The sequence below is a fragment of the Candidatus Margulisiibacteriota bacterium genome, assembly GCA_003242895.1.
In the GTDB taxonomy this organism is placed as follows: Bacteria; Margulisbacteria; Riflemargulisbacteria; order GWF2-39-127; family GWF2-39-127; genus GWF2-39-127.
This window is the reverse complement of the sequence record QKMY01000061.1, coordinates 1-23,639: the sequence shown is the minus strand read 5'-3', so window position 1 is coordinate 23,639 and position 23,639 is coordinate 1. Positions and strand designations below refer to the sequence as shown.

Sequence of the window (23,639 nt, the reverse complement as noted above, 5' to 3'; positions counted from 1 at the left end):
TTAAGGATTATCCCAAATAACAACATTCTGTTGCGTACCTTTTATGACTTCTACCTTATATTTTTTCTTGTTCGAATCCTTGAGGCTGACTGGCTTTGACGCAGGTTTTCGTAGTTGTTTATAAACAGGCTGGTTCGATGAATTAAGTAATCTTGCAACGTCCTCCGTCGACCGTGTTGATATCCGGGAAGACCCTCCGGTACCAGCACTGATAACTTCGCTAAGGTTTGCCCCGCGAGAATATACATTCTCTTTATCGTTAAAAGACCGTAGCGCCAAAGAAAGCCGGCCTTTTTCATTTGCCAATGTCAACCTTTCGGCTTCATCAAGAGACAATGCAAACGTAACTACCGCATTTCCGGAATACCCGGATGATTTATCCTTCTCATCGCCTACAAATTCTGTTGTTTGATCTATGGCAAGTATTTCTACTTGTTGCAATACGGTTATTGTTCTTGTTTGAGGACCGCCAGCATCTCCCGCAAGCCCTTCGAAGGTAACAAGAACATCAACAAGATCTCCTGGCTGGATCAATCCTGCAATCCCGGCATCCGAAGCTACTCTTACCGAAACAGCACGTTTATTCGGAGGAATTTTAAAAGATAGTCCCAGCGATGAGCCTTTTTCTTTTATTTTTGATTTTAAAAGTTGCTCACCGGGTATCAATACCGAAGAATTTACCTTGCCAATCGCATCTTTTGTAACAGTAACGGCATCCGGCAAAATATATTCCTTAGGAAGATACTTGAGGCTAACCATCTGCTCAACGATAACATCCCGTGACTTAATGTTAATGGCAGCAACAACAACCGGGAATTGAGGGATATCTTCCTTAACATTTTTCACTTGTTTTTTTATATAAAGGTTTACTGCTAATGTTGTGATTAAACCTAATATTACAGCTAAAATCAAAAACTTCTTGTTAACCAATAGAGCATTCCACCACCTTAGACTTTACTTAAAATTTTATCATACAGTTAATAAATATAACAAGGCAAATGAATATTTCTTATTAACATAAAGCTATTTATCTATGAGTAGTCTTAATTATAAGCAAAGACAAGAGCATTTTGAGAGAATCCTTAACAATTTTTACGCGGCTATGTTTTTCATTTCGCCACGTTACAGGTACTTCTTTGATGCAAAAGCCCATCTTTCTTGCCAGATACAGAATCTCAACATCAAAAGCGAAGCTTATAATTCTCTGTTTAGGAAATAATGCCAGCACTGCTTTACGAGTGAATAATTTAAACCCGCACTGCGTATCTTGAATCCCTGAAAAAACGAGTAATTGGACAAGTTTGTTAAAGGTTTTCCCCATAAGCTGTCGATAAAAAGGCTGCCTGATTTCCAAAAGGGAAGAATCAAGGCCTCGGGAACCAATAACAATATCACAGCCATTTTGTATCTCAACTAAAAATCGGTCAAGTTCTTCTATCGGGGTAGAGAGGTCAGCATCGGAAAACAATACCAGGTCTCCTACAGCTTGCAACATACCGCGTCTGACAGCAGCACCCTTACCGCTGTTTTTTTCCTGAGTAAGAATAATTATGGGAATCTCCGGATCGCATTGCAGAGAAACAATGCCGACAGTCCCATCAATCGAGCCGTCATCAACAACAATAATTTCTGCATCCATTGTGGTCCGGCTCAAATAGGAAACTACTTTTTTGATAGTAGCACCTATCCGCAATTCTTCATTGTATGTGGGAATTACGATCGATAACTTCATTTATTTTTCCTTTTGCGCAACGGCATAAACTGTACTGCCAAAAGGCACTGCGCAGAATTCTCTCTCAAAAACACACACCCGGTACAGCAACTTATTTATCACTGACGGAGGGAGTACCTGGTCGATATACGTACCATTTTTCTCTTTAAAAGCAGTTATCTTTTCTTTTATTATTATAAATGATCTGAGTACGAGCAGCAAAGGAAATAGTATCCCATAATAATATCCAAGCTTTTTAAGAGCAAAACCACTTTTTTTCATAGCAAAGGAAAGTGAGGTGCCGGTATATCTTCGCTTATGAGACAAAGCTTTGTCATGACCCGACCATAACCACTGGTATGCGGGCACAGTTACCACCACATAACCTCCTGGTGAAAGTATCCGAAAGATCTCTTTCAACCCGGCTCCGTCATCCTCAAGATGCTCAAGCACATCTGAGGTGACCACTAAAGAAAAAAAATTGTCAGCGAATCCGGTAACAGCAGCATTCCCTTTTACAATAAGGGCTTTCGAATGATCCGATGCATAATTGATCGAGGCATCGGACATGTCGAGGCCAAAAAGCTGATAATCGCTAAAATGATTAGAAAAACACGTTTCAAGAACATGCAAAAATCTTCCCGTACCACAGCCCATGTCCAAGACGTTGCCAGACAATTGTTTAAAAGGAATAAGCTTGTGAAGAATAAACTCATCCTTTGCCCGAAACCACCAATGATCATCCTCAACACGTCTCATATGTCGGATTTCTTTATCATCCACAGCATTTTACCTGTTAATTATTTTCGCGAAAAAAGCAGGGCTTTTTTATCTTCTTTCTCCAGGAACCAATCATTGCTTACTCTGAGCAAAAATTTTGATATAGTTTGCTCTTTATCAACGAGTATATAGTTAATATTATACTTTTTCAAAACCTCTTCCCATCCATTTTGAAGACCCATCACTTTGTAATACTCATCCATCCCCTTCTTTTGAAAAATATCCAGCCGGCCATCAATAAACACCTTATTATCCGGTAATTCCCAAATCAGATACCCACCCCAACGATACTGATTGAACATATTTCCATTGAGTTTCTTGGTTTTCAAATAGTCGACGACTTCATAAGGATAGACTGTTTTATCAATACCGATACCTAAGGGTTTATCTAACTTACCGCTTAAAACAAAAAAAGACACAATTGCGATAAAAACAACAAGAGTCCCATGGATACTTAGCTTTTCTTCCAGGCAAACAAAATTATCCGACCGGTCCTTAAAATAATTGATTATTTTCTGAATTGTCTGCTTCCCTTTGTGCGGAGCAACCTGAAAAAAGCTATCAAAAAAATGAGCCATCGTCCCTTGGACCTGGGGAGCAATAATCGGCAAGACAACGATAACAAACAAGGGAACATGCCGCTGAGCCGAAAACGCAAAATAGCCAAAGACCAGGATCAGAGCGAGTTCATCAAGCTTTGGTCTGATCGATGAAAGAGACAGCATAGAAATAACAAACAGGAATACCAGAACAAAATCCTTGCTGTTTTCCCAGGAAGAGACCATCCATTCCTGAATAATTTTATGAAAATCAGGCATTTTATCCCCGACATAAAGCAAGGGATAAAGAACACCCCTATATGTGTTAGGATTGATAAACGTACAGAGAAAAGACAATGCCGTAATCCCTATCAGACGATTGATCCGGGATTGGGGAAATACATCGTCCTTATTAAATTGAAAAAGGTTATTAAAGGTTTCGGCAGCGATACAGGCCCCCAAGTAAATAAAGCCGATAACATACCCGCCATGCAGATTTATCCAGACAATAAAAAGGACCGGCAATACAAGCAATACTTTATTGTTGTTATAGTACTTATATTCGTTATACAGGTATATTAGAAACGTCAAAAACAGGACAGTAAACAAATGAGGCCTCTCACCCCATATTTTTGAAGTAGCGAACAAGGTTATAATAGTGAGAAAAAGAGCAACAAAAATATCAATCCTTTTCCTCATCATAATCTTAAAAACCATACCCAGGCTAAATGCCGCCAGCAATGCCCTGAGCAGCATGATGCTTCCGGCTCCAAACGTTTTATTGAGGAGGTAAAAAATCACTTCACTTCCCCATTCATGGAGAATCCAAGGTTTGCCATAAGCAGTAAAAGAAAAAATATCCGTAGTAGGGAATATGCCTTGAAGCAAGACCTGTCCTGTCCTTAAGTGCCACCACATGTCAAAATCCTTCATTGTCTGATGGGCCATAAACATAATGACAAAAACAAGAACCACGATCAAATCAAAAATCGAAGGTAAAAATAATCTTGAGATAAAGGGTATTTCTTTTTTTTCCATAACTCTATTCTAACTTATTTTTTCAGTATACTTAAAATAATTTGCAGACCAAACGTTCTTTATCCTTATGCTTTATAAAAGTTTTTTATAATATTTTCCAGTATTTGTCGAGAATGGATATTATAATAGCCTTTTTTTAATACCAGGTATCCGTCCTTATGATAATAAACGCCATAGCTGTTATTATCGACTAAACTAAAAAGCTTCCAGGCTATTTGCGGCCTGGTGATAAGCAGCATATAATCAAATCGTGCTTTGCTCACCTCTCCATAATAGCTATTTGTAAGGTCCATAACAACATAATCGACACTTTCAGCCTTCAAGGGAAAGCGATATATTTCCAGGCGTTGAGCAAAGTAAATACCAAGATTTTGCTGGACCGAGACAGAAGCATCCGGGGGAATAATTTTTTTTATTACTGCAACTTCCTTGTAGTGCTGCTGAGGATAAAAATCCTGCAAATAATAACGCAGCGGTGCCACCGAATAGGGAAGCAATCCCTGGGTTAAATGAATAATCAGCGAAATACCTACAATCCCAGTCAACACCGGATAAGACCATTGCGGCTTTCGATATTTGATTTTTTCTAACACCATAACTGCTCCCAAAAAAAAGACAGGTGCAACAACTGCAGAATGGTAAAAAAACAGGCTGTGCATCATCTCGGTCGAATCTAACAGGTTAATAGCAATCGTAGGGATACTGATGAGAAGCACCGGGGTAAAAAAAGGAAGGAGCATTAGAGGAAAGCCAAGGAACATCAAATAGCTTCCCCGGTCTTGGGTGCATAGTGTCTTTAGTACATACATTGGCCTCGCAAACAGAGTATGGAGAATCTCGCCAAGAGAAGTCCCCAGCCACGCAAACCGCGAGACATACCCTGAACCATAGAGATTCGAACCACCGGCAAGGAGAGGATGCTCATGAAGAGGCGAAAAAGAAGGAATTATCACTTTCATTACCAAAACAAAGGCAATTGCACCAAGGAAGACAGCTGCAAAACCTTGCATATATTTTTTTCTAGTCAGCAGATACATCCCCATGCCGACAAGGGTTAGCGGCATCTCTTCCTTTATGAGCAATAATAGAATGGCTAGTATCCAGAACAGTTTCATCCGTTCTTCAATTATCGCCCAGATCATAAAAGATATGACCGGGACTGCAAGCACTATCGGATGAAAATCATAAAGGTTCGCATTCTCTAATGCCGGATACAAAAAATAACAAGCCGTCAAAAGGACTGCAAAAAAAGGGGATAATCGCTTCTTCGCTAACAGGTAGAGCGGAATTGCACCAACAGCAATCGCCAGGGTCTGGAAAAACAGCAACCAGAGGGGAGAAGCCCAGATAAAATAAAAAGGTACAAAAACGAGCAAAACAGGATCAAAATGTTCATTAAACCGTGTTAAAAGAAGTCCGTCAGCGGTATTAGACTGATGTAAAAACTTACCATGCAGGGTAGACCAAACTGCCTGGTCCATATTCCCCAGATCATTCAAGTACGTCTTATGAGTATCAAACCGTAAAAAAGATAACACCGTGAAAATCAAGACATAAGCGACGAATAACGCCATAAATATACGATTATATTTATCTGCAAATAATTTCATTTCAACTCCAACTGAGATTTCTCAGCCAACACCATAGTCCAGGGAAACGGTGAAGCTATAGCAACAACGGTACCGTACGCCTTTACTAGATCGAGGAACCCGGACCGTCCCCATAACTGGATATGCCCGGGATGGTTCCCAAACTGCTTAAGGTATTTTCCTCTCAACAGAGAAGACAATCGGAAAAAAGGTTCGTGAGGAACACTCACGATCACATAACGGCTGGAAATACGGAACAACTCCGACAAGGCCTTTCCCGGATCTTCAAGATGTTCGAGCACTTCGGTACATACTACCAGCTCATAGGCCTCATCCTTGCAGGTAGAAGCGTAGATATTATCTTCCCATAGCTGAGCCGCCGGAAGTTTTATTTTCGCTTGTTCAAGCAATTCCGGCACAAGCTCGAATCCGTTAAGCTCGGGAGGAGCTAATAATCTTTCATGGAGAACACGCAATAAATATCCTTCCCCGCAGCCCGCATCGAGCAGTGTTTTTACTGAGACCGACTCGATAAGTTTGATTAATTTAGTTTCAAAATTAAACAACAAGGCCTGGGCCACAAGGTTTTTTGATCTGTATTTTTTCGAATCATACGGCTTGCTCATGATTTTTTCCTCTCAAAAAGATAACTGCGCCAATGCACGCCGGAAAGACAGAATCAAACAAAAACAACAGAAGCGAAGCTTGGATCGCTACATAGTAGGGAATACCAAACGTAGCAAGCAGGACCATTCCCGCCGCCTCACGGATTCCCAGCCCGCTAATCGTGAACGGAACAGCGCTCGACAGCATCATAATAGGCACAACCAGAAAGATCACCACCAAAGAAACAGAACTGTGTAAGCTGACAAACAGATAAAATTGTACCATTACAATAGCATATGAAATGAACGTAATCATGAGTAACCTGTACATTGGCTGATCTCGAAGCATATCGCGGATATTCTCGATCTGCTCTTTAATAATTTTTCGGGAAAAGCACCTGCCGGCAAGCCGGAAAAGAAACAGTCTCAGGTTCTTATCAAATAAAAAAGCGATAAGCAGAATAATGCCGGCCAGGATAATTCCAAATACGATATCGCCAGCGAAATGCCGTGTTCCGTACAGGGCAAGAACGATAACAGCTATTAACTCAAGCAGTTTATCAAAAAATACCAAGGGAATATAATTCAGTCTTTTATCCGGAGGCAGAAAAAAAACCCGGGACACCTCCCCCAACCGGCCCGGCGTTATCAACCCGCCAACCAGCCCTGCCATATAGGACTTAACAGATATGGAAAAGTGATGCGAATTCTTTCTGCACACAATGATATGCCATTTCCAGGCTTTCAGCACCACGTACACTGGGACCAGACACAAACTAACCAGCAGCAGTGGAAGATGGGAAAAAGAAAACGAGCTCACCAAATGAACAACATCTACTTTTTTTAAAATAAAGACAAAAAAAACAAAAGTAATTGCCACTTTAGCAACAAAAATCAAACGTTTTCTTAGTAGCCCGTTATATTTACCTACCATTCGACTCAACCCTATAATCCGACAATTCCTATACTACAGAGGTCACAGCCCATAACCTATAAATATAATATCATTTTCTAATAAACCCAGACGCTTATTTTATCTTTTCAGGCAGAATCCAATATTTTAGCAAGGAAAACGTACCTATTGCTAGCTTCTTTATATGAGCCAGGTTCCTTATCCCGAACAGATAGCTCAGCACAACTTTCGGCCTCACATAAAACCTGAAAAAAGCTCGTTTTTTTGCTGCAATAAGCTCTTCTCGCGTAAGATCGTGAGGGATAAAGGCCGGCTCAACATACATATTCATTTTATTCCAGGCTTTATTGAAGCTTCCGTACTGTTCAGCAACACTATGCAATTCCGTACCTGGGAATGGTGTAAGAAAGTTCATTTTAAAGTCATTCAGCTCAAGGCTGCATGCAAACCTGATCGTCCTGTCAATCGTAGCTTTAGTCTCTGTGGGGAATCCCACCATGAAATATCCGAGGCTCCTGATTCCGACTTTCTTCGTTAACGCCAAAGCGTTCCTGATCTGAGCAAGTGTAACGTTCTTCTTCACAAGGTCCAGTATCTCCTGACAGCCGCTCTCAATACCATATGAGATTTGCCAGCAGCCGGCTTTTTTCATGAGACGCAGGACATCTTCGTTAATCGTATCAACCCTTGCATAACATGACCATGACAGATCAAGCTTCAGGCTGATAAGTAACTCGCACACCTTGATGAGCCGTGCCCGGTTAGCCACAAAAATATCGTCAAGTATCCGGATATCCCTAATACCATAAGTATTATAAAGATGTAAAATCAACTCAATAATCCGTTCAGCCGAATGACCGCGGCATATTCGGCCCATGGCGCCCTGAAAACAAAAGGTACATTTTGAACCGCAGCCGCGAGTAGTTACCAGAGAACAGGAAGGGCTGTTATTACAGGCGGTTGCAGGAGTATGATAGTATTTTGTAAGTTCAGGAAGCAGGTCCCAGGCAGGGATCGGCAAATCATCCAGGTTTTTGATAAAAGGTCGCGGCTCTGTTTTAACAAAACCCTTTTTATCTCTATAAATAATTCCGGGAACTAGATTAAGCGGCAAACCCTGGCTCAGGGCAGAAACAAGTTCTGTGCAGGTGAGTTCCCCTTCGCCAATGATCCCGACATCAAAAGCTGAGTAGGTCGTCAGTGTTTCCTCAGGAACAGCCGTAACATGAACACCGCCGATAATCAGAGGAACCGCCGGGAACCGCTGCTTAATCTGATCAGCCAGTTTTCCGGCATTATCAATCCCCAGGGTTACAGAGGTTATCCCAATAAGGTCCGGGGCTTGGAATTCGAGAGCATTAATAACGGCTAACGTAGTAAGTTCCTGAACTTGTGCGTCGATAATGCTGAGTTCGTATCCTTGAGCTCTCAGATAAGCAGCTAAGGAACACAATCCCAGATTAGGCTCGGTGCTGCCTGCTCCGGCAAGCTTACCGTACATCTCTTCCGGGGCTATCGATGGATTAATTAAGGTTATTTTTTTTATCATTTATATAATTTCCTTATGGTTACATATAATTATTTAGCACTATCATTAAAAATATCAATTTTCTTCTGTACCCGCTGCTGATTATACAGCGAGACCAGGTCTTTCATCCGGCAACAATAAGCTTCATGATCAGCAGCTACAGTATCAACGAACCGGCTATATTGCGCCAGAACATCTTTTTGCATCAGCAAATGCGGTTCAGGATGCGCACAAAGCACAGCCACGCCGCCAACTGCCTTGATAAAGGCCAGCTTTTTCATCCAGGTCTCGAAAAGAGCATCTCCTCGGATTCCCTGGAAAACCAGCGACGAATCGAGCGGCAGCGTAATCGGCATATGGACGACACCTTCAATGCTATAAGGAAACAGATACCCGCATCCGCCCCGTCCCGGATCAGGAGAAAGTATCCCAGTATCAACGCAGCTGCTGTCGTAAAGGAACTTCTTCGAAATATTTTTTCTAAGCATCCTGGTCATGTAGAGAGATGGCGAGCGAAGCCCGACCTGTGTACCGGTGAGCTCATCAAAAACACCTGCGATCAAGCGTAACCTTGCCACCATCTCTTTTTCTGGAAGAAACGCAAGTTTATTATCATGAACATCTCCATGACTGGCAAGCTCGTCACCAGAAGCAATAAGGTCTCTCAAGTAATGACTGTCCAAAGTATAGTCGCTAGAAAGAAGAAACCAGGTCGCCGGAATATTTTTTTTTCTCAGAATAGTGGAAACAAGAGGAATTGACTTATAGCTATCGATAGAATCAATATCATGGGTCATACAAACGCCATAGCGTTTATTATCAGGATACTGCAATTTATTAAGCACTCCTGTTTTAAGAAATACTGAGTGTAAGGCCATAAGCGAAGGTTCAATCGGCCATTGAGGAAAATTCTGATTTTTGGCAGAAAAATGGAAAAAGCTTTGTATTTTTTTAATATTCCTTCGAAACTTTTTGGGAACAATTCTTCTAATATCAAATGGCAGCCTGGCGTAGAGAGGACGCCGGGATACAAAGGCGTTATCGCACATGATAGCTCTCAACGTTTTCCCGATATCAAAGTTATAGATAGGTTGAGAACCATTTTGCGTTATCAGCGGTATGCGATCGCTATCGCGTTGCCCCCACATGATGACCTCTTCGTTTCGAGGACGGGTAATTCTTACATCAACTAAAGGAAGGGCTGCTTTAACGGTAAGCCAGGGAGCCTTATAGGCTTCGTTGATCGTCAAATCATATTCGATGCCTGTCATTTAGGACAGCGATCTTCACATGATTTGCAGAGTTTGTCCACCCGGTCCTGAAGTGAAGCGATCTGCTCCGCTAAAAACCCAACCATCAAAATAAACATCCCGGAAAGCAGCAAAAAAAAAGCCAACTGTAAAAACGGCCGTATCTGTACGCCTTTAAGCAACCACAGGCTGACAAGCACTATCCCGATCATAACGCCACCGAACAGCATACTGAACGCCACAGTTCCATAAAATAGCATTGGTTTTTTACGGAACATAAGTAAAAACTTGAGGGCTAGCACATCAAAAAAAGAAATAGGTATACGCAAAAAACCGAACTTAGACCTGCCGCCAATCCTTGGATGCCAGGAAACCGGGACCTCGGCAACGGAATACCCCATATCGGCAGCTATCATAATAATAAAGCGGTGCCAGTCAGACCGCAGTTCAATATCCCTCAGGACCTCCAGCCGGAACCCCTTAATCCAGTTCATATCATGAAGGTCCAAATGAAAAAGTTTTCGAGAAACAAAGTTATAGACTCTAGAGGCAAGCACTTTACCGTCTTTGCGTCCCTGCCGGTACCCGGAAACAACGTCAAAGCCTTCCTGCAGCTTAGAATATAAAATGGGAATATCCGATTCAGGATCTGATTCCAGATCGCCCGGCAAAAAAATAAGATACTCCCCTTCAGCAACACTGAACCCTGATTTCATGGCAGCTGTCAGGCCCAGGCTTTTTTTGTGGGTAACAATTTTGAGCTTATAAGAACTTTTCAGGTCTTTTAATATTCGCGCAGAATCATCCGTACTTCCATCATCGACAAAAATAATTTCGCCCGACTTCAAGTTTAAGGACTCAAAAGCCGACTCAATCTTTTTAAGGACTTTCTGAAGAGATGCAGATTCATCCCTGGCAGGAATGAACACGGACAATTCGTAATTATAGGCATTGGAAACAGTCATTTTTCTTATTCAATTATAGTCGGTTTCAGACTATAATATCCCTCAAATAATTAGTAAAACCCGATCACCTGATATTCATTATAGTATAGAGAAGATTTGAATGACAATATGTACGGAAAGAAGACTGCATATCGTACAATTGCACCTTTGAAAAAACTTTTGACAGGTCTATCGAAAAGTTTGTCAACGATAAAAAAAATAACAAATAGCGTATCTATACAAAAATATATAAAACCTTTATCATTAATGGAAATACTGTTATTAGTAATAAAAAGAATTGGAGTACCATCAAAAAGCAAGGATTTCTATGGGTTTTAAACTGGGCAACATAATAATTAGACCATATTATGTGATACTTTCTATATTCCTTATTGCCGTAATAAGTTACTCGGCATCTGTGACCCTTAGAATAAAAGAGAATCAGCAGGTAGTAGAACAGTATAAAAAGGAAAAAGCAGCCTTTTTACAATTTAATACTCAGACTACCGAGTTTAATAAACACATCTCAAACATAGTAAATATCAATAACAGGCTTTCCCCCTTATTAGGATTAAAACAAATCGACAAAACCCCAGCACTCTATCTGGAACCCGGGAGCAGCACCCAACCATCAGGAGTATTAGAGAAAATCACGGTTACGACCACAAAAAAAGGCAAAGCGGAGATCAGCAGGATCTTCCTAGGAAAAAACATGGCACTGGAACTTGTCAGCAGAGAAAAAGATCCCGCCAAATCCAGCTACCGGGCCAACCTAGTAGCAGAGCGCATCAAAGCCCTCATTGCAAAGAGAACGGCATACCAGAAAATTATCATTCGGCCATTTGAGAAAAATAACTATGGGATTATTATAAATAATTCCCTGATTTTCACTATCACTCCGCACGAGGCACACTACAACAATTCGATCAACACGCTGGCCCAGGCACAAAGGGCTGCCCGCATATTCCATAATGCCCTCATTACCTTCAGCAAAGAATACAGTCACAACAGCAAACACCAACAGGAAAAGTTACCCGGCACCATTCAAATTAACAGGGAACATCTAAAAAATACCACTGCGCAATTATCCCATCTCAATACTGTCATATCCAAAATTGCCGCCAATACAACTCAGGTTGAAGATAAGATAAAAAAATGCTATCACCGTTTCAAGCAAACGCCGTCGATACGGCCCGTAGCAGGCAACGTCCTCTCAGCATACGGCTATCGGTTATCATCGTTTTCAGGAAAAGTAATTTTCCACAAAGGTGTCGATCTTAGTGCTTTCGTCGGGACTCCTGTCAAAGCATCGGCTGACGGATATGTCAGTTTTACCGGCTGGCATGCCGGACACGGAATTACCGTTATCATTAACCACGGTTATGGGCTGGAAACATTATACGGACATCTCTCCAAAGCACTGGTACGCAAAGGTCAGCGCGTATCAAAAGGGCAACGTATAGCCAAATCGGGATTAACCGGACTGACAACAGGCCCCCATCTTCATTATGAGGTCATCAATAAAGGAACGGCTATAAATCCAATGAAGTACCTTAATCTCGATATCCTTAGTGCAAATAAAATTTGGTAAAAAAATCAATCAGAGATTATAACGGCCTTTGTTTTTTTTGAGATGGTTAATAATCCCGCCATCATAATATATCTTTAAAATAGCAGGTTCGATAGGCACCATTTTTATGCCTAATTGCTTATTAATATTCCTAAGAAAATTATTCTTCAAATCTATCTCGATCTCATCTTTCGTTTCCATGTAATCAGTATTACATTCGATAAGCAGAAAACCGTTATTAAAAGCATTACGATAAAACGTATGAGCAAATGATTTGGCAATTATGACTTTTATTCCGGCTGCCAATAGAGCCTGCAATGCCTGTTCCCGTGTCGACCCGCATCCGAAATTATAGCCGCCGACCAGGAAATCTCCCCTGGTTATTTTGTCATTAATTCCCGGCTCGATATCTTCAAAAATATGTTTTGCCAAAAAACTTTTATCTTCTGACTGAAACTTGTATTTTCCTGATATTATATAATCACAATTAACATCATCTTCAATTTTTTCTAATTTATAAACAGTTCCTTTTATTTTCATTATCAGCCCTCAAAAACATCTATAGCTTTAGTAATTTTCCCGGCTATTGCACTTGCTGCCACAGTTTCCGGAGATGCCAGGTACACGCTCGAATCTTTGCTGCCCATAATTCCCTGATAATTCCTGTTAGACGTCGAAATAACAACTTCTCCGGAAGCAACAATGCCCATATGGGTACCAACACAAGGCCCGCAGCCAGGAGGTAATATTGTCGCACCGGCATCAAGAAAAATATCAATTATGCCTCTCCTGATAAGTTCTTTTAATATCTTTCTTGAAGACGGAACAATTAACAACCGGACCAGAGATTTCTTTCCACGCAGGATCTGTGCTGCACTCTCATAATCTTCTATTTGCCCGGATGCACAGGTACCGATAATAGCCTGATCAACTCTAACATTTTTCAGTTTGCTAATGTAATCAATGTTATCAGGGCTATGAGGCATAGCAACCATATTCTTTACTTCCTCAAGATTAACCACAAGCTTTTCGATATAATCTGCATCCGGGTCCGGATCAACCGGACAAAAATGAGTTTTGACATATTTCCTTGTCCAGTATTCAGTCTGCTTATCAAAGGGCATTAATGCCGTAACTCCACCCATTTCGTTTGCCATATTGCATATAGCAGTACGTGACGCCATATTGAACTCTTCGAGTGCAGTTCCTCCGTATTCTATAGCAAAATCTCTCAAATGCGCGTAATCAACTTTAAAAATTGAAATAAGGTGAAAAATAAGGTCCCTGACTGAAACGCCGGGAGAAAAACTACCTCTCAATTCGACAAACAACGTCTCCGGAACAAAGCTCCATAACTTGCCGGTAGCCATAACTGCAGCAAGGTCCGAAGCGCCAACACCTAATCCAAGCGCGTTCAAAGCACCATACATGCAGGAATGTGACTCCCCGCCGACAATAAGCCCGCCAGGGCAGATAATCCCGCTTTCGATCATAATCTGATGACAAATCCCACACCCCACGTCAAATAATTTTATTTGATGGGCCTGCGCGAAATGCCTTATCTTATTATGGATCATTGATACGCCGAGTAATGGAGAAGGCGTACTGTGATCAATAACGAAATAGTTATTATTCTTGTCATGTAACGGAACACGCAATTGATTAAACATATCAATAACGATACCTGCCGAACCGTCTTGAGCCATTAAGGCATCGACATTAACAATAGCAACCTTACCTTCTTCGACAACTTTTTCCAGGTGACTATCAAATATTTTTTGAATTATTGTTCTTCCCATAACCCTAACCTTAACACTATTTTGATTGCTCTTCATAATTATATCATCTTCGTCAAGATTTGAACCCGGATAATACAAATAATATGGATATTTCGAACATTGCCCATACACAAACTACTTACTATAATAATATCTATTCTTAAGAATCGGATAATTCAATGATATACACGAAATTAAGCTCAGGCCATATTCGGCATCTGCTAAGCAGCAAACTGTCTATGCCCTATGTTTTTCTTGAGACCGCCGCAACCAGCAATCAGGAAACCCATTCATATCTTTTCTCCGAACTACACGACGTAATCGCATATGATGGCAGTTACGAACCAAGTGAGCTCTTTGACAGGATGGAAGAATATCTCGATAAAGGGTTCTGGATCTGCGGATCATTTGATTATGAATTCGGATATTTCCTGGAACCCACGCTTCGTCCATTAGTAAATGAGGCTTCAGCGCCCTATACCTGGATCGGGGTCTGGAAAGCGCCCCAAATCATCAGTCACTCAAGCGATTCACCAGCCGAAGCTAACCATACCAATCCCCTGAGCTCACAGCTGCCTGCCGAAGTTTTTGCTCTGAAGGACATAACCCCCTCGATCAGCAGAGAAGAATACTCGGAAGGTATTGCTAGAATCAAAGAGTATCTTCATAAGGGACATACCTATCAGATCAATTATACTTTCAAGCTGGATTTTGATTTTTCCGGGAGTATCCTTGAGTTCTATCTTAGGTTACGACAAAACCAGCCGACATCGTACCTTGCGCTGATTAATACCGGAGAGGCTTCGATTGTATCCCTCTCACCGGAACTATTCTTCCGCATAAATAACGGTATAATTACCGCAAAACCTATGAAAGGAACTATTAAGCGAGGCGTGACCGAGGCCGAGGAACAACGGCAACGACATCAGCTGTCTACCTGCCCCAAAACCCAGGCAGAAAATGTCATGATAGTCGATCTCCTCAGAAACGATCTCGGCCGGATCGCAAAAAACGTTACAGTATCTGAGCTCTTCTCTATTGAACAATACAAAACACTCTACCAGATGACCTCGACAATTGAAGCTTCATTAAAAAAAAACATATCACTCAAAGACATTTTTACAGCAGTATTTCCTTGCGGTTCAGTTACCGGTGCACCCAAAATAAAATCGATGCAGATAATAAAAGAATTAGAAAAAGAACCGCGGGGTATCTATACCGGGGCTATCGGATACATAGCTCCCGATCGTGAATCTTGCTTTAACGTCGCCATCAGAACTATTACCGTTAAAGCAGGGAAAGGCTCAATGGGTATCGGAGGCGGCATCGTTGCAGACTCTATCGAAGCGACCGAATATGAAGAAGCGCTCCTCAAATCAAATTTCCTCGTATCGCTAAAGCCCACGTTTGGTCTCTTAGAAAGCATACTCCGGGAAAAAGACACAGGCTATTATCTCTTAGACCTCCACCTGAAAAGATTAATCTCGTCAAGCTCTTACTTCGGCTTTTCGTTAGATATAGAGAAAATCAAGCACGAACTATCCCATATCACAATAAGTAATGATATGGACTATAAGGTCAGGCTCATAGTGACAAACGGTGTTATTACCATTGAGAAAGCCCCCCTATCCCCCATTACAGGACCGGTAAAGGTTAAGATAAGCGAGACTGCAATCGACCCTGACAATATATTCCTCTATCACAAAACCACAAACAGGTATTTCTATAACCAGGAACAGGAGAAAGCTGGCAGGGAAGGATTCTTCGAGGTTATTTTTTTTAATACCAGGGGGGAATTAACTGAAGGAACAATAACAAATATATTCATCCAAAAGTCGGAACAGCTCTATACCCCGCCAATCAGGTGCGGCATATTAGACGGAGTACTGAGGCAATCACTCATTAAAGAAAACCAAGCTATAGAAAAAATTCTTTCCATAGAAGACCTCAAAACCGCTGATAAAATTTTTGTTGGAAATTCTGTAAGGAAACTAATCGAAGCAGACGTTATACTTTGAACTTCTGTGCCAGGTTCAGCAGGTCATACGATTCTTTTGCGAGAACACAAAGGGCCGTCGCTATGTTCTCAGTCGCGGAATGCACTTGTTTAAAGTTGGAATTAACATTTTCACTTGACTGATAACTTAACTTAGCAAAATTATCAACTTCCTGTATAGAATTTTGTACCCGCCCGGATAGCGCTATCTGGGTTTTAATGATCTTATCTACATTTGCGAATAATTGAGCAATGCTTTCGACTTTATTTCCAATCGAATCCAACTCATTTAAAGCGCTTTTGATAATTTCCCCGCCTTCGTTAACTTCGTCAACTTCGCTGCGGATACTGGAAACAACTTTATCAGTACCTTCTATTATTTCACCAACCGTTACCTTTATCTTATTAGCAGCTTTATTAGTGCTATCTGACAATTTGCGAATCTCCTCTGCAACAACTGCGAATCCCCTTCCGGCATCACCTGCCCTTGCAGCCTCAATTGCCGCATTCAATGATAAGAGATTCGTCTGGCTAACGATGGTATTAATAACCTCAACAACCTGATTGATCTGCTTACTTTTTACTTTCAGCTCATCTACAAAATTTCTGGAAATCGCTACTCTTGTTTTAATCGACTCTATTTTTTCTCCGGCAATATTAGCTGACTTCAACCCGTCTTGAGCTGAACTATTAACTTCCTGAGTACCAATTATCGCTTCACTATTGGCTTCTTTTATATAGTTAATGTGCTGCAACAGCAATTCAATCTCTGATTTCGTATTTTCGGTCATTTTAGAAAGAGAATTGCTTTCGATCGCTATCCCGGTAATCGAAATCGAGGTCTGCTCGGCAGTAACATTTAACTGTTCACTGGTAGCACTCAGCTCTTCCGCAAGTGCAGCAGTTTTGCTGGCAGTCTCCAAAATACTTCGAATAATTGCTCTCTGCACAGCAAGGAATTTGTTAAAATTAAGGCTCAGTTTGCCGACTTCGTCATCCGCCAGCACCGGAAGCTCTCTGGTAAGGTCGCCGCCGCCTTCAGACATTTCCGCCAACGCTTTATTCACAATATCCAGCGGCTTGGTGATAAGTGAAGACGCCAACAAAATCAAGGCCACAGCAAGCACAATACTCATAAAGGAAATAAGCAGTATCCCTGCCATGCTGGCATATTTCAAACGATTACTTTCCTTGAGATCTAATGCAGTTCCAAGAGCTCCGATATATTTCTCTTCAAGCCCTATTATGGGAAGAAACCCCATCAACATTTGCTTCCCTTGAAAAGAGACGGTACCAACTACCTTGTCGAGTTTTTTTTCAACTAATCCTTTTGCTATCGTCGAATCAACTTTTGATCCGATAAAATGACGATTATTTTTATCTCCCTCGAGTGATGACGAGATAATGGTATCACCTTGCAGCACAGCCGAGTGAAGAGTAATCTGTTCATGCAGATCTTCCAGAAAAGCGCTATTATTGAGAAGATATCCGACTATCACAATACCGACCAAATTCGTCTCATTAAACATAGGACAAACCGATTGGATCATCATTCCTGAAAAAACGCCAGCTACCGTAGCTACGGAAATCAAATTTTCGGCGGCTAACGCTTCTTTTGTGAGTACACTGGCATAAGTAAAAGAATTGCCTTGTTTCACCTGGCGAAAAATATCGCTCCCCGGAAGCTGATCATAAAAGCTATCCTGATTATGACCCCTCGCGATAACCCTTAAATTAGTATCAACTACGGTTATCATCGAGAGCCCTTTATCCTTTTTCATATATGCAAGGTAATTCGAAAGTTGCAGCGTATTTTTTTCTAAGGTCATTCTAATAATTGATTGGTCACTAGCCAGAGAACCGGCTGCGGAACCTACTGCAGAAGACTTATTATTATAGGTCAGTTGCAGCATTGAAAGGTTATTTCTGATTTTATTGGAGGTTTCTCTTCCGGTATACACGTTTAAAAGGCCAAACATATATATCGAGACAAGGAATAATGGAATAGTAACTGTTATAACAGACACTGTTACCAGACGGACCCGCAAACTATTAGAAAAAGATAATAAATTCGATATTCCCATGCATCAATAAACTTCTTTACAGTTATTTGCTATTCTTATTTTAGCATCTTTTTCCGACACTAGCGAAAAGTTTTCGAAAATAATTTTTATATACACTGTTATGTTCAATGCTTAATTACTTCCCAAGGCTCAACGTCCCCGGTTATTTTTTTGAATAGCGGATGAGTCTCTATACGGTTAATCATTTTTAGCTGTTCATATAACGAGGGCGCCCTGTCTTTTAATTTCCCCAACAGACGATTGAATTCGTAGTCGACCTGCCCGCTTGTTACCAGTATTTTTCCTGAATATACTTGATTTACAATCTTCCTTCGATTGAACCTGTACCCTCTAATATCAGCCTCGTCAGCAACACCCCTCAAAAAACTGGCAATAGCGCCAACCGGGTCTTTGGCATGCTTAAATCTTATTAGTTGAGGATGATTCTTATAACTTTTTGTGTTACCCTGCAAAACATTTTGAGCAAGTAGTCCTTCCCTCCAGAGCGCAACTAAGCCCTTAGAATCCAGATATCCGGGATGTAATGACCAAAGTCTCATAATGTCTCGTTACAACATACAGTAATAATATACGCTCATCATATATAAACACCCTGACTTAATCAACCAGGCTTCAGCCTCGAGGAAATGATTGCGGAATGCCCGCCTCACCTGACCGAAGGAAGTCGTGTACCTTTTATGGAAGAACTGACAACCTTTTGTGCAGTCCGGGAAGTTAGCTTTCCACCGCGTTCACTACAAAATATGTATGATTCAGCGGTTTTGTTTTCTATATAGTCTTGTAATTGAAGACTCAGCTTGTCGGAAGAATAGTTATTCTATCTTTGTGTCCTTTAGCCTGTTTAATATGGACGTTAGATTATCAAAATCAATATCCTTGACCCTCAGATTAAGCAGTTCACTTACTCGCAACCCAGCTCCATAAGCCAAAGAGATCATCAATCTATGTTTTTCGTTTCTTGTGAACTGAATGATTTTTTGGATTTCACACCGATTAAAAACAACAGGGAGGTGCTTCTCTTTCTGAGGATATTTAATTGTTATGCACAATCTCGTTTTTAGTAATTTGCTATAAAAAAATTTGATCGCGTTCAAATACACACTTACTGATTGAGAAGATTTCCCTCGCAGATAAAGATTATGTAAGTAGTTTTTGATCTCATCAGTTGTTACATCTGATGGATCTTTATGCAATTCAGAAAAATAATGAATTAAACAAAACCTGTAACTTTTGATAGTTTTAGCACTATAATTTCGAATCCGCAATTCGCGTTCTACATTTTCAACATGAGTGATCATATTACGCTACCAATCAGAAATATGCGATAATTTACGTCACATTATAATCGATAAAACAAATTAACGCAATAGTTCGCAAAACATACCAAATTCCACATTTATCCACCAAAACACTTCGCATATGATTTAGTTATGTTCAATTGTTGACTGGTTTAGGATTGCTAACAAGTTACATAGTTTGTTCAGGTTATTTTTTCGCCGACTGATGGTGTCCAGAACGTCCTGTTCTGGACGGATTTATATAACGGATTAACAATCCTCATTTTATTTACATCCGTAAATCTGACTACTCAAGAGGAGCTACCTCCTTGTAATAATTATTTATATCGTCACCATTCCATATTTTATTTCTGAATCTCTATGATAATTGACCGATTCTACCATGACCATCTGCGTTGTTAATTTTTCCGTCTAACGACTAAGCTCAGCCGTGCCGGCAAAAAAATCAGGGTAACCCCTCAAATCACCGGGATTACCAACCCGGTCTGTTGGATCAGTGCATCAAGTAATTTTAATATCTTAGTGACATCGTAGCTACCGCTTCGCAGCAGATCATTGGGCTGATCGTAGAAATATTTTGAATAGGTCTCTTTGAAATCCAACACTCCATGCCATGCGTTGATGTCCTTTTTGAAGTTGCTCCATGTGACCTGAGGGCCGGGATATTGATCCAAACGGAGGTCGAGATAGCATTCAATCGTAGCGGCTCGTCCATTGATATCAGAAACGCTAACACCCTCCGGACCTCGGGTGGCGAACTTCCTAAATTCCTCAAGATCGGGTAAGAGCATCGCTCGCATGTTCGCAGGTAGTTTCAGTTTTTCGAGCTTGCGAAAAGCGTCAACGCCCTCCGCATCGTTGTCGAAAACGAATAAGACCTGATTGAGAACGTCAATTCGCAAAAGCCCCTCTGCGAATTTGACGAGATTGCCGGTTCCCCAGAAATGATGGCGTTCATCGACATCCACGAAATTGAAAAAATCTGCCACGTCCGGACGGAAAATATCGAGCGACCGCCGAATGATGCGTGCGTCAGATGCGCCCTCTGTTGCGATCAGAATTTTTTGTTTTTGCCGCGCACCCGGCTGGAATGCTTCACGTTGAACCCAACCGGCATGGACAATAGGACCAAACGCCCATGTGACCTCAACTTCAGCATTGGCCTCATTCAGGGCAAAGATCTGAAGCATCGACTCCGCACTCAGAATGCAAACTTTCGAGGAAAGGAAGCTAGTTTCGGACCAATAAGAATCAGAGTTGTCGGTCATGGGAATCCGCGCAAATATGCCGATATCAGCGGCAAACCGCCCCTGTGAAAGCGTGTCTCGATCTGGCCCTTCGTACTCGACATAACCGCTTTTCAGATTGCTTAGCGGATGGCGGCAAGCTAAATTACAGAATTCTTCAAACGTTAGATACTCGCTTTTTTGCTCTTCTAGCTCGCTATAGCTATCCATCTCGACCGATTCCGCAACCACCGCTTGATATTCGGCGCGTGCGGCTTCAAGAGTGAAGCCGAGTAGCTCAAGGCGAGGCAAGATGCGAGAAAGCGTTCTAGCAAAAAGTTCCTCAGCTTCGTCAAGCTCTCCCTTTTCTTCGGGATGTTCTTCGTAATAACCGTAATCTATTGAGTCCGTCTTGCGGCGAATGAGATCACCTTCCTGAAACAGTAACCCGTAATCTATCCCCATGAAGTTTTTGGAATACGATAGGGACACGTTAGCAATGCAGAGTTCTATGGAAGTTCCCATTTAATATGCCTTCCAGCCAAAATTTAAATTTTGTAGTCTATTTTTTATATATTTCGTGATGCCTAATGACTAAGCTCGCCTGCTGCTTGGACTCTTTAACACATTACCTTGTTAATAGTCATTCAGATTCTAGAAAAACTGACCGTAAAAGTGGTCAGGTGCAGCGTTTTGTTATGTATTCGATATTTTTACATTGTCGACAATTCAGAGACAATCTTTTTGACACCATTAACAGCTTTTTCTAACAATTGCAATACAGGTTCACCGTTTGATTGAAAATTGAAAGAAACCCATGTAATAACCTCTTGTTTTGCGTTGCCCAATATCATAGCTGGATTATTTACATCGATTCTTTGCCCTCCTGGAATTATTGCTCCACCAAATTGAATCATTGCTCCGGCCCCCATCTGAATACTGCAACCTTCTCCCATCGATATCGATGCACCACCAGAGGAAATATTCAGTTGTCTAGTTTCTTTCCTTTCTTGTGGAGTCAAATGCTGATGTTTATTTTCGTTATTTAAATCCATAAATTTTGGGAACCATTCATTACTTGGATTAGCAAAAGCTTGATATGATTCAATTTTTGACGCAATGTCCGGACGATTTCTTATCAGCCCCGGAATTTTATTGTCAATTATTCTTTTCGACCGAAATTCGGTCGCGCTCAATCCTGCCCAAGCATAAGGGAAGTAGATATTCTGTTTTTTTGATGTATCACCGTATTTATCAAATAGTCCATGGGAACAATAGTCTAACGCTGATCGTAGGTTCTCCATTAAATTCTTTATTTCTATCAGCAAAGCAGCTTTTATAGTTTTTTCATATAATGAAGCATTGTAGATGTTCTTAATTTTTTGAAACGTTTCTTCCGAATATTCAGTCAATTGTTTTGCATTTTCAAAATTATCCATGATACGTACCTCTTCATTTTGGTATGCCTAACGACCAAGCTCACCTGCGCTTGGGTCACTGGGATTCTGCTTATAAACTAACCATTGCCTTATTCCTAGTCATCATAATCTAGGTAAGTTAGCACTAAAGCGGTCTGGTGCAGCGTTTTGTTATGCCTTTATTTGCTTCTTTCAAATCCGTCAGCTTCTAGTTAAGTGTCTATTTAATTTTCAACAATAGCTGCATATTCTTTCATTTATTCATTCCGTATTTTATCTGCATCTTCTTCGTTAACCAGCAGTTTCTCTCATGTTTATTTGCTTTTTATTATTTCCGCACCAGCGTGCCTAAGCTATAATACGATTTTGATATATGAGATCACCCACCAGTATAAGGTATTTTTGAAGTTTTAATGTCGATTTTTCTATCTCCTAGAAAAGACTTAAGTCCCTTAACAGCACTAATCATATTAGGATTTGGGCCTATTATGACATGATCTATATAATTCGAAATATTATCAAACTTATTTTTGTAAATTGGAATAATGCTATGGCTACCTGTACGATGATTTATTTTTTGCTGATTGTTTAACTTTGCACTTAGGCGCCACTCTTTTTCCTCCTTAAATGCATGGTGCTTAATGTGTAAACAGTCACCCCAAACATCAAAAAAGTTTATCGAAACTAATTCTTTAGAGAAATTGTTTGCATAAATTTCAAGTAAAGTGCCTTCGACTATTTCATATAGCTTCTTTTTTGAATACAGACAATGATATAATAATTGGCCAATTCGAGAAAAATTAGTAGGACTTTGCCATGAATCTTTAATTTCTTTACTGAACTTTTCATAATTAAAACCAATACTAATACCTTTACCAAATGAGGTATACCCTCGCCATTGACTTAATAAATCACCTTTCTCTGAGAAACTAAATACAAAAGAGTAACAGTGTAGATTATTAACTGTTTCTATTAGGTTTAACAAAATGCTTAAAAGTTTATCCAATGTGTATTTATTAAAATTAGGATTATAAATTTTGAATTTCTCTATTATTTTTTTAGGATTATCATCTATTTTCTTTATGTATTGTTTATATGATTCGATTGCGTAATTTAATTCTGAGTTATCATTGAGAAATCTTACATCTGTCATCCATAGTTCATTTGAATTAATGATATTAGTAAAATTTTCAATACTTGTATAGTGATATAAATTTTTTGGTAGTTTGGTCATAGGATTTTATTTATTTTACTTACTGTCACCGTGTGCATCTGTAATATCCTAAAATAAAGCAACTAAAACGTCCTGCATTTTCTCAAGATAACCCAACCTGAAAAGATACTTTCCATAATTAAAACAACCTAATGGATA

Annotated in this window: 21 protein-coding genes; 3 read left to right on the top strand and 18 right to left on the bottom strand. The window is 40.5% G+C overall.

All coding sequences use genetic code 11. The features are described 5' to 3' along the window. The 10 genes from cpaB to DKM50_11530 all read right to left on the bottom strand — a co-directional run bounded on the left by cpaB (window position 1) and on the right by DKM50_11530 (window position 10,918). Window positions 1–930, bottom strand: coding sequence for a Flp pilus assembly protein CpaB (gene cpaB / locus DKM50_11575; protein PZM78414.1), 930 nt, complete (start codon window positions 928–930; stop codon window positions 1–3). 97 nt (window positions 931–1,027) lie between these two features. After that, window positions 1,028–1,732, bottom strand: a complete 705-nt coding sequence (locus DKM50_11570) for a glycosyltransferase family 2 protein (GenBank protein ID PZM78413.1) — start codon at window positions 1,730–1,732, stop codon at window positions 1,028–1,030. Beyond that, window positions 1,733–2,494 (bottom strand): hypothetical protein, encoded by a 762-nt coding sequence (locus DKM50_11565; protein PZM78412.1) that lies wholly within the window; start codon window positions 2,492–2,494, stop codon window positions 1,733–1,735. A 17-nt stretch (window positions 2,495–2,511) separates the two neighbouring features. Continuing rightward, window positions 2,512–4,068: a hypothetical protein gene (locus DKM50_11560; GenBank protein ID PZM78411.1), complete on the bottom strand. Its 1,557-nt coding sequence runs from the start codon at window positions 4,066–4,068 to the stop codon at window positions 2,512–2,514. Window positions 4,069–4,133: 65 nt separating this feature from the next. Then, the gene (locus tag DKM50_11555) at window positions 4,134–5,678 is read right to left on the bottom strand and encodes a hypothetical protein (GenBank protein PZM78410.1); all 1,545 of its coding nucleotides are present in this window, start codon (window positions 5,676–5,678) and stop codon (window positions 4,134–4,136) included. Next, a complete protein-coding gene (locus tag DKM50_11550; GenBank protein PZM78409.1) occupies window positions 5,675–6,283 on the bottom strand; it encodes a hypothetical protein in 609 nt (202 codons plus the stop codon). Before DKM50_11550 ends, DKM50_11555 begins: the two co-directional genes overlap by 4 nt. Beyond that, window positions 6,267–7,196, bottom strand: coding sequence for a hypothetical protein (locus tag DKM50_11545; protein ID PZM78408.1), 930 nt, complete (start codon window positions 7,194–7,196; stop codon window positions 6,267–6,269). Before DKM50_11545 ends, DKM50_11550 begins: the two co-directional genes overlap by 17 nt. Before the next feature lie 94 nt (window positions 7,197–7,290). Continuing rightward, on the bottom strand, window positions 7,291–8,724 hold the full coding sequence (locus DKM50_11540; protein ID PZM78407.1) for a hypothetical protein: 1,434 nt from the start codon (window positions 8,722–8,724) through the stop codon (window positions 7,291–7,293). A 29-nt stretch (window positions 8,725–8,753) separates the two neighbouring features. After that, complete coding sequence (locus DKM50_11535; GenBank protein PZM78406.1) at window positions 8,754–9,974, bottom strand: hypothetical protein; 1,221 nt, start codon at window positions 9,972–9,974, stop codon at window positions 8,754–8,756. Then, complete coding sequence (locus DKM50_11530) at window positions 9,971–10,918, bottom strand: glycosyltransferase (GenBank protein ID PZM78405.1); 948 nt, start codon at window positions 10,916–10,918, stop codon at window positions 9,971–9,973. The genes DKM50_11535 and DKM50_11530 overlap by 4 nt, the downstream gene beginning before the upstream one ends. Before the next feature lie 96 nt (window positions 10,919–11,014). On the opposite strand from DKM50_11530, the gene DKM50_11525 reads away from it, so the two are divergent. Together DKM50_11525 and DKM50_11520 are read left to right on the top strand one after the other, a co-directional pair. After that, window positions 11,015–11,236 (top strand): hypothetical protein, encoded by a 222-nt coding sequence (locus DKM50_11525; GenBank protein PZM78404.1) that lies wholly within the window; start codon window positions 11,015–11,017, stop codon window positions 11,234–11,236. After that, window positions 11,226–12,488, top strand: a complete 1,263-nt coding sequence (locus DKM50_11520; GenBank protein PZM78403.1) for a hypothetical protein — start codon at window positions 11,226–11,228, stop codon at window positions 12,486–12,488. The genes DKM50_11525 and DKM50_11520 overlap by 11 nt, the downstream gene beginning before the upstream one ends. Window positions 12,489–12,497: 9 nt before the next feature. Here DKM50_11520 and DKM50_11515 read toward each other — a convergent pair whose 3' ends face one another. After that, the gene (locus tag DKM50_11515) at window positions 12,498–13,007 is read right to left on the bottom strand and encodes a 3-isopropylmalate dehydratase (protein PZM78402.1); all 510 of its coding nucleotides are present in this window, start codon (window positions 13,005–13,007) and stop codon (window positions 12,498–12,500) included. 2 nt (window positions 13,008–13,009) lie between these two features. Continuing rightward, a complete protein-coding gene (locus DKM50_11510) occupies window positions 13,010–14,302 on the bottom strand; it encodes a 3-isopropylmalate dehydratase large subunit (protein ID PZM78401.1) in 1,293 nt (430 codons plus the stop codon). Between the two features lie 122 nt (window positions 14,303–14,424). On the opposite strand from DKM50_11510, the gene pabB reads away from it, so the two are divergent. Continuing rightward, window positions 14,425–16,263 (top strand): aminodeoxychorismate synthase component I, encoded by a 1,839-nt coding sequence (pabB, locus tag DKM50_11505; protein PZM78400.1) that lies wholly within the window; start codon window positions 14,425–14,427, stop codon window positions 16,261–16,263. On the opposite strand, the gene DKM50_11500 is transcribed toward pabB, so the two are convergent. The 6 genes from DKM50_11500 to DKM50_11475 form a co-directional block, all read right to left on the bottom strand. Beyond that, on the bottom strand, window positions 16,253–18,325 hold the full coding sequence (locus tag DKM50_11500) for a hypothetical protein (protein PZM78399.1): 2,073 nt from the start codon (window positions 18,323–18,325) through the stop codon (window positions 16,253–16,255). The genes pabB and DKM50_11500 overlap by 11 nt on opposite strands. 104 nt (window positions 18,326–18,429) lie before the next feature. Next, on the bottom strand, window positions 18,430–18,864 hold the full coding sequence (locus DKM50_11495) for a DNA lyase (GenBank protein PZM78398.1): 435 nt from the start codon (window positions 18,862–18,864) through the stop codon (window positions 18,430–18,432). A gap of 273 nt (window positions 18,865–19,137) precedes the next feature. Continuing rightward, window positions 19,138–19,623: a hypothetical protein gene (locus DKM50_11490; protein PZM78397.1), complete on the bottom strand. Its 486-nt coding sequence runs from the start codon at window positions 19,621–19,623 to the stop codon at window positions 19,138–19,140. A gap of 458 nt (window positions 19,624–20,081) precedes the next feature. Next, complete coding sequence (locus tag DKM50_11485) at window positions 20,082–21,374, bottom strand: hypothetical protein (GenBank protein ID PZM78396.1); 1,293 nt, start codon at window positions 21,372–21,374, stop codon at window positions 20,082–20,084. A gap of 188 nt (window positions 21,375–21,562) precedes the next feature. Then, window positions 21,563–22,288 (bottom strand): hypothetical protein, encoded by a 726-nt coding sequence (locus DKM50_11480; protein ID PZM78395.1) that lies wholly within the window; start codon window positions 22,286–22,288, stop codon window positions 21,563–21,565. Between the two features lie 358 nt (window positions 22,289–22,646). After that, window positions 22,647–23,501, bottom strand: a complete 855-nt coding sequence (locus DKM50_11475) for a hypothetical protein (protein PZM78394.1) — start codon at window positions 23,499–23,501, stop codon at window positions 22,647–22,649. Between the last annotated feature and the right edge of the window lie 138 nt (window positions 23,502–23,639).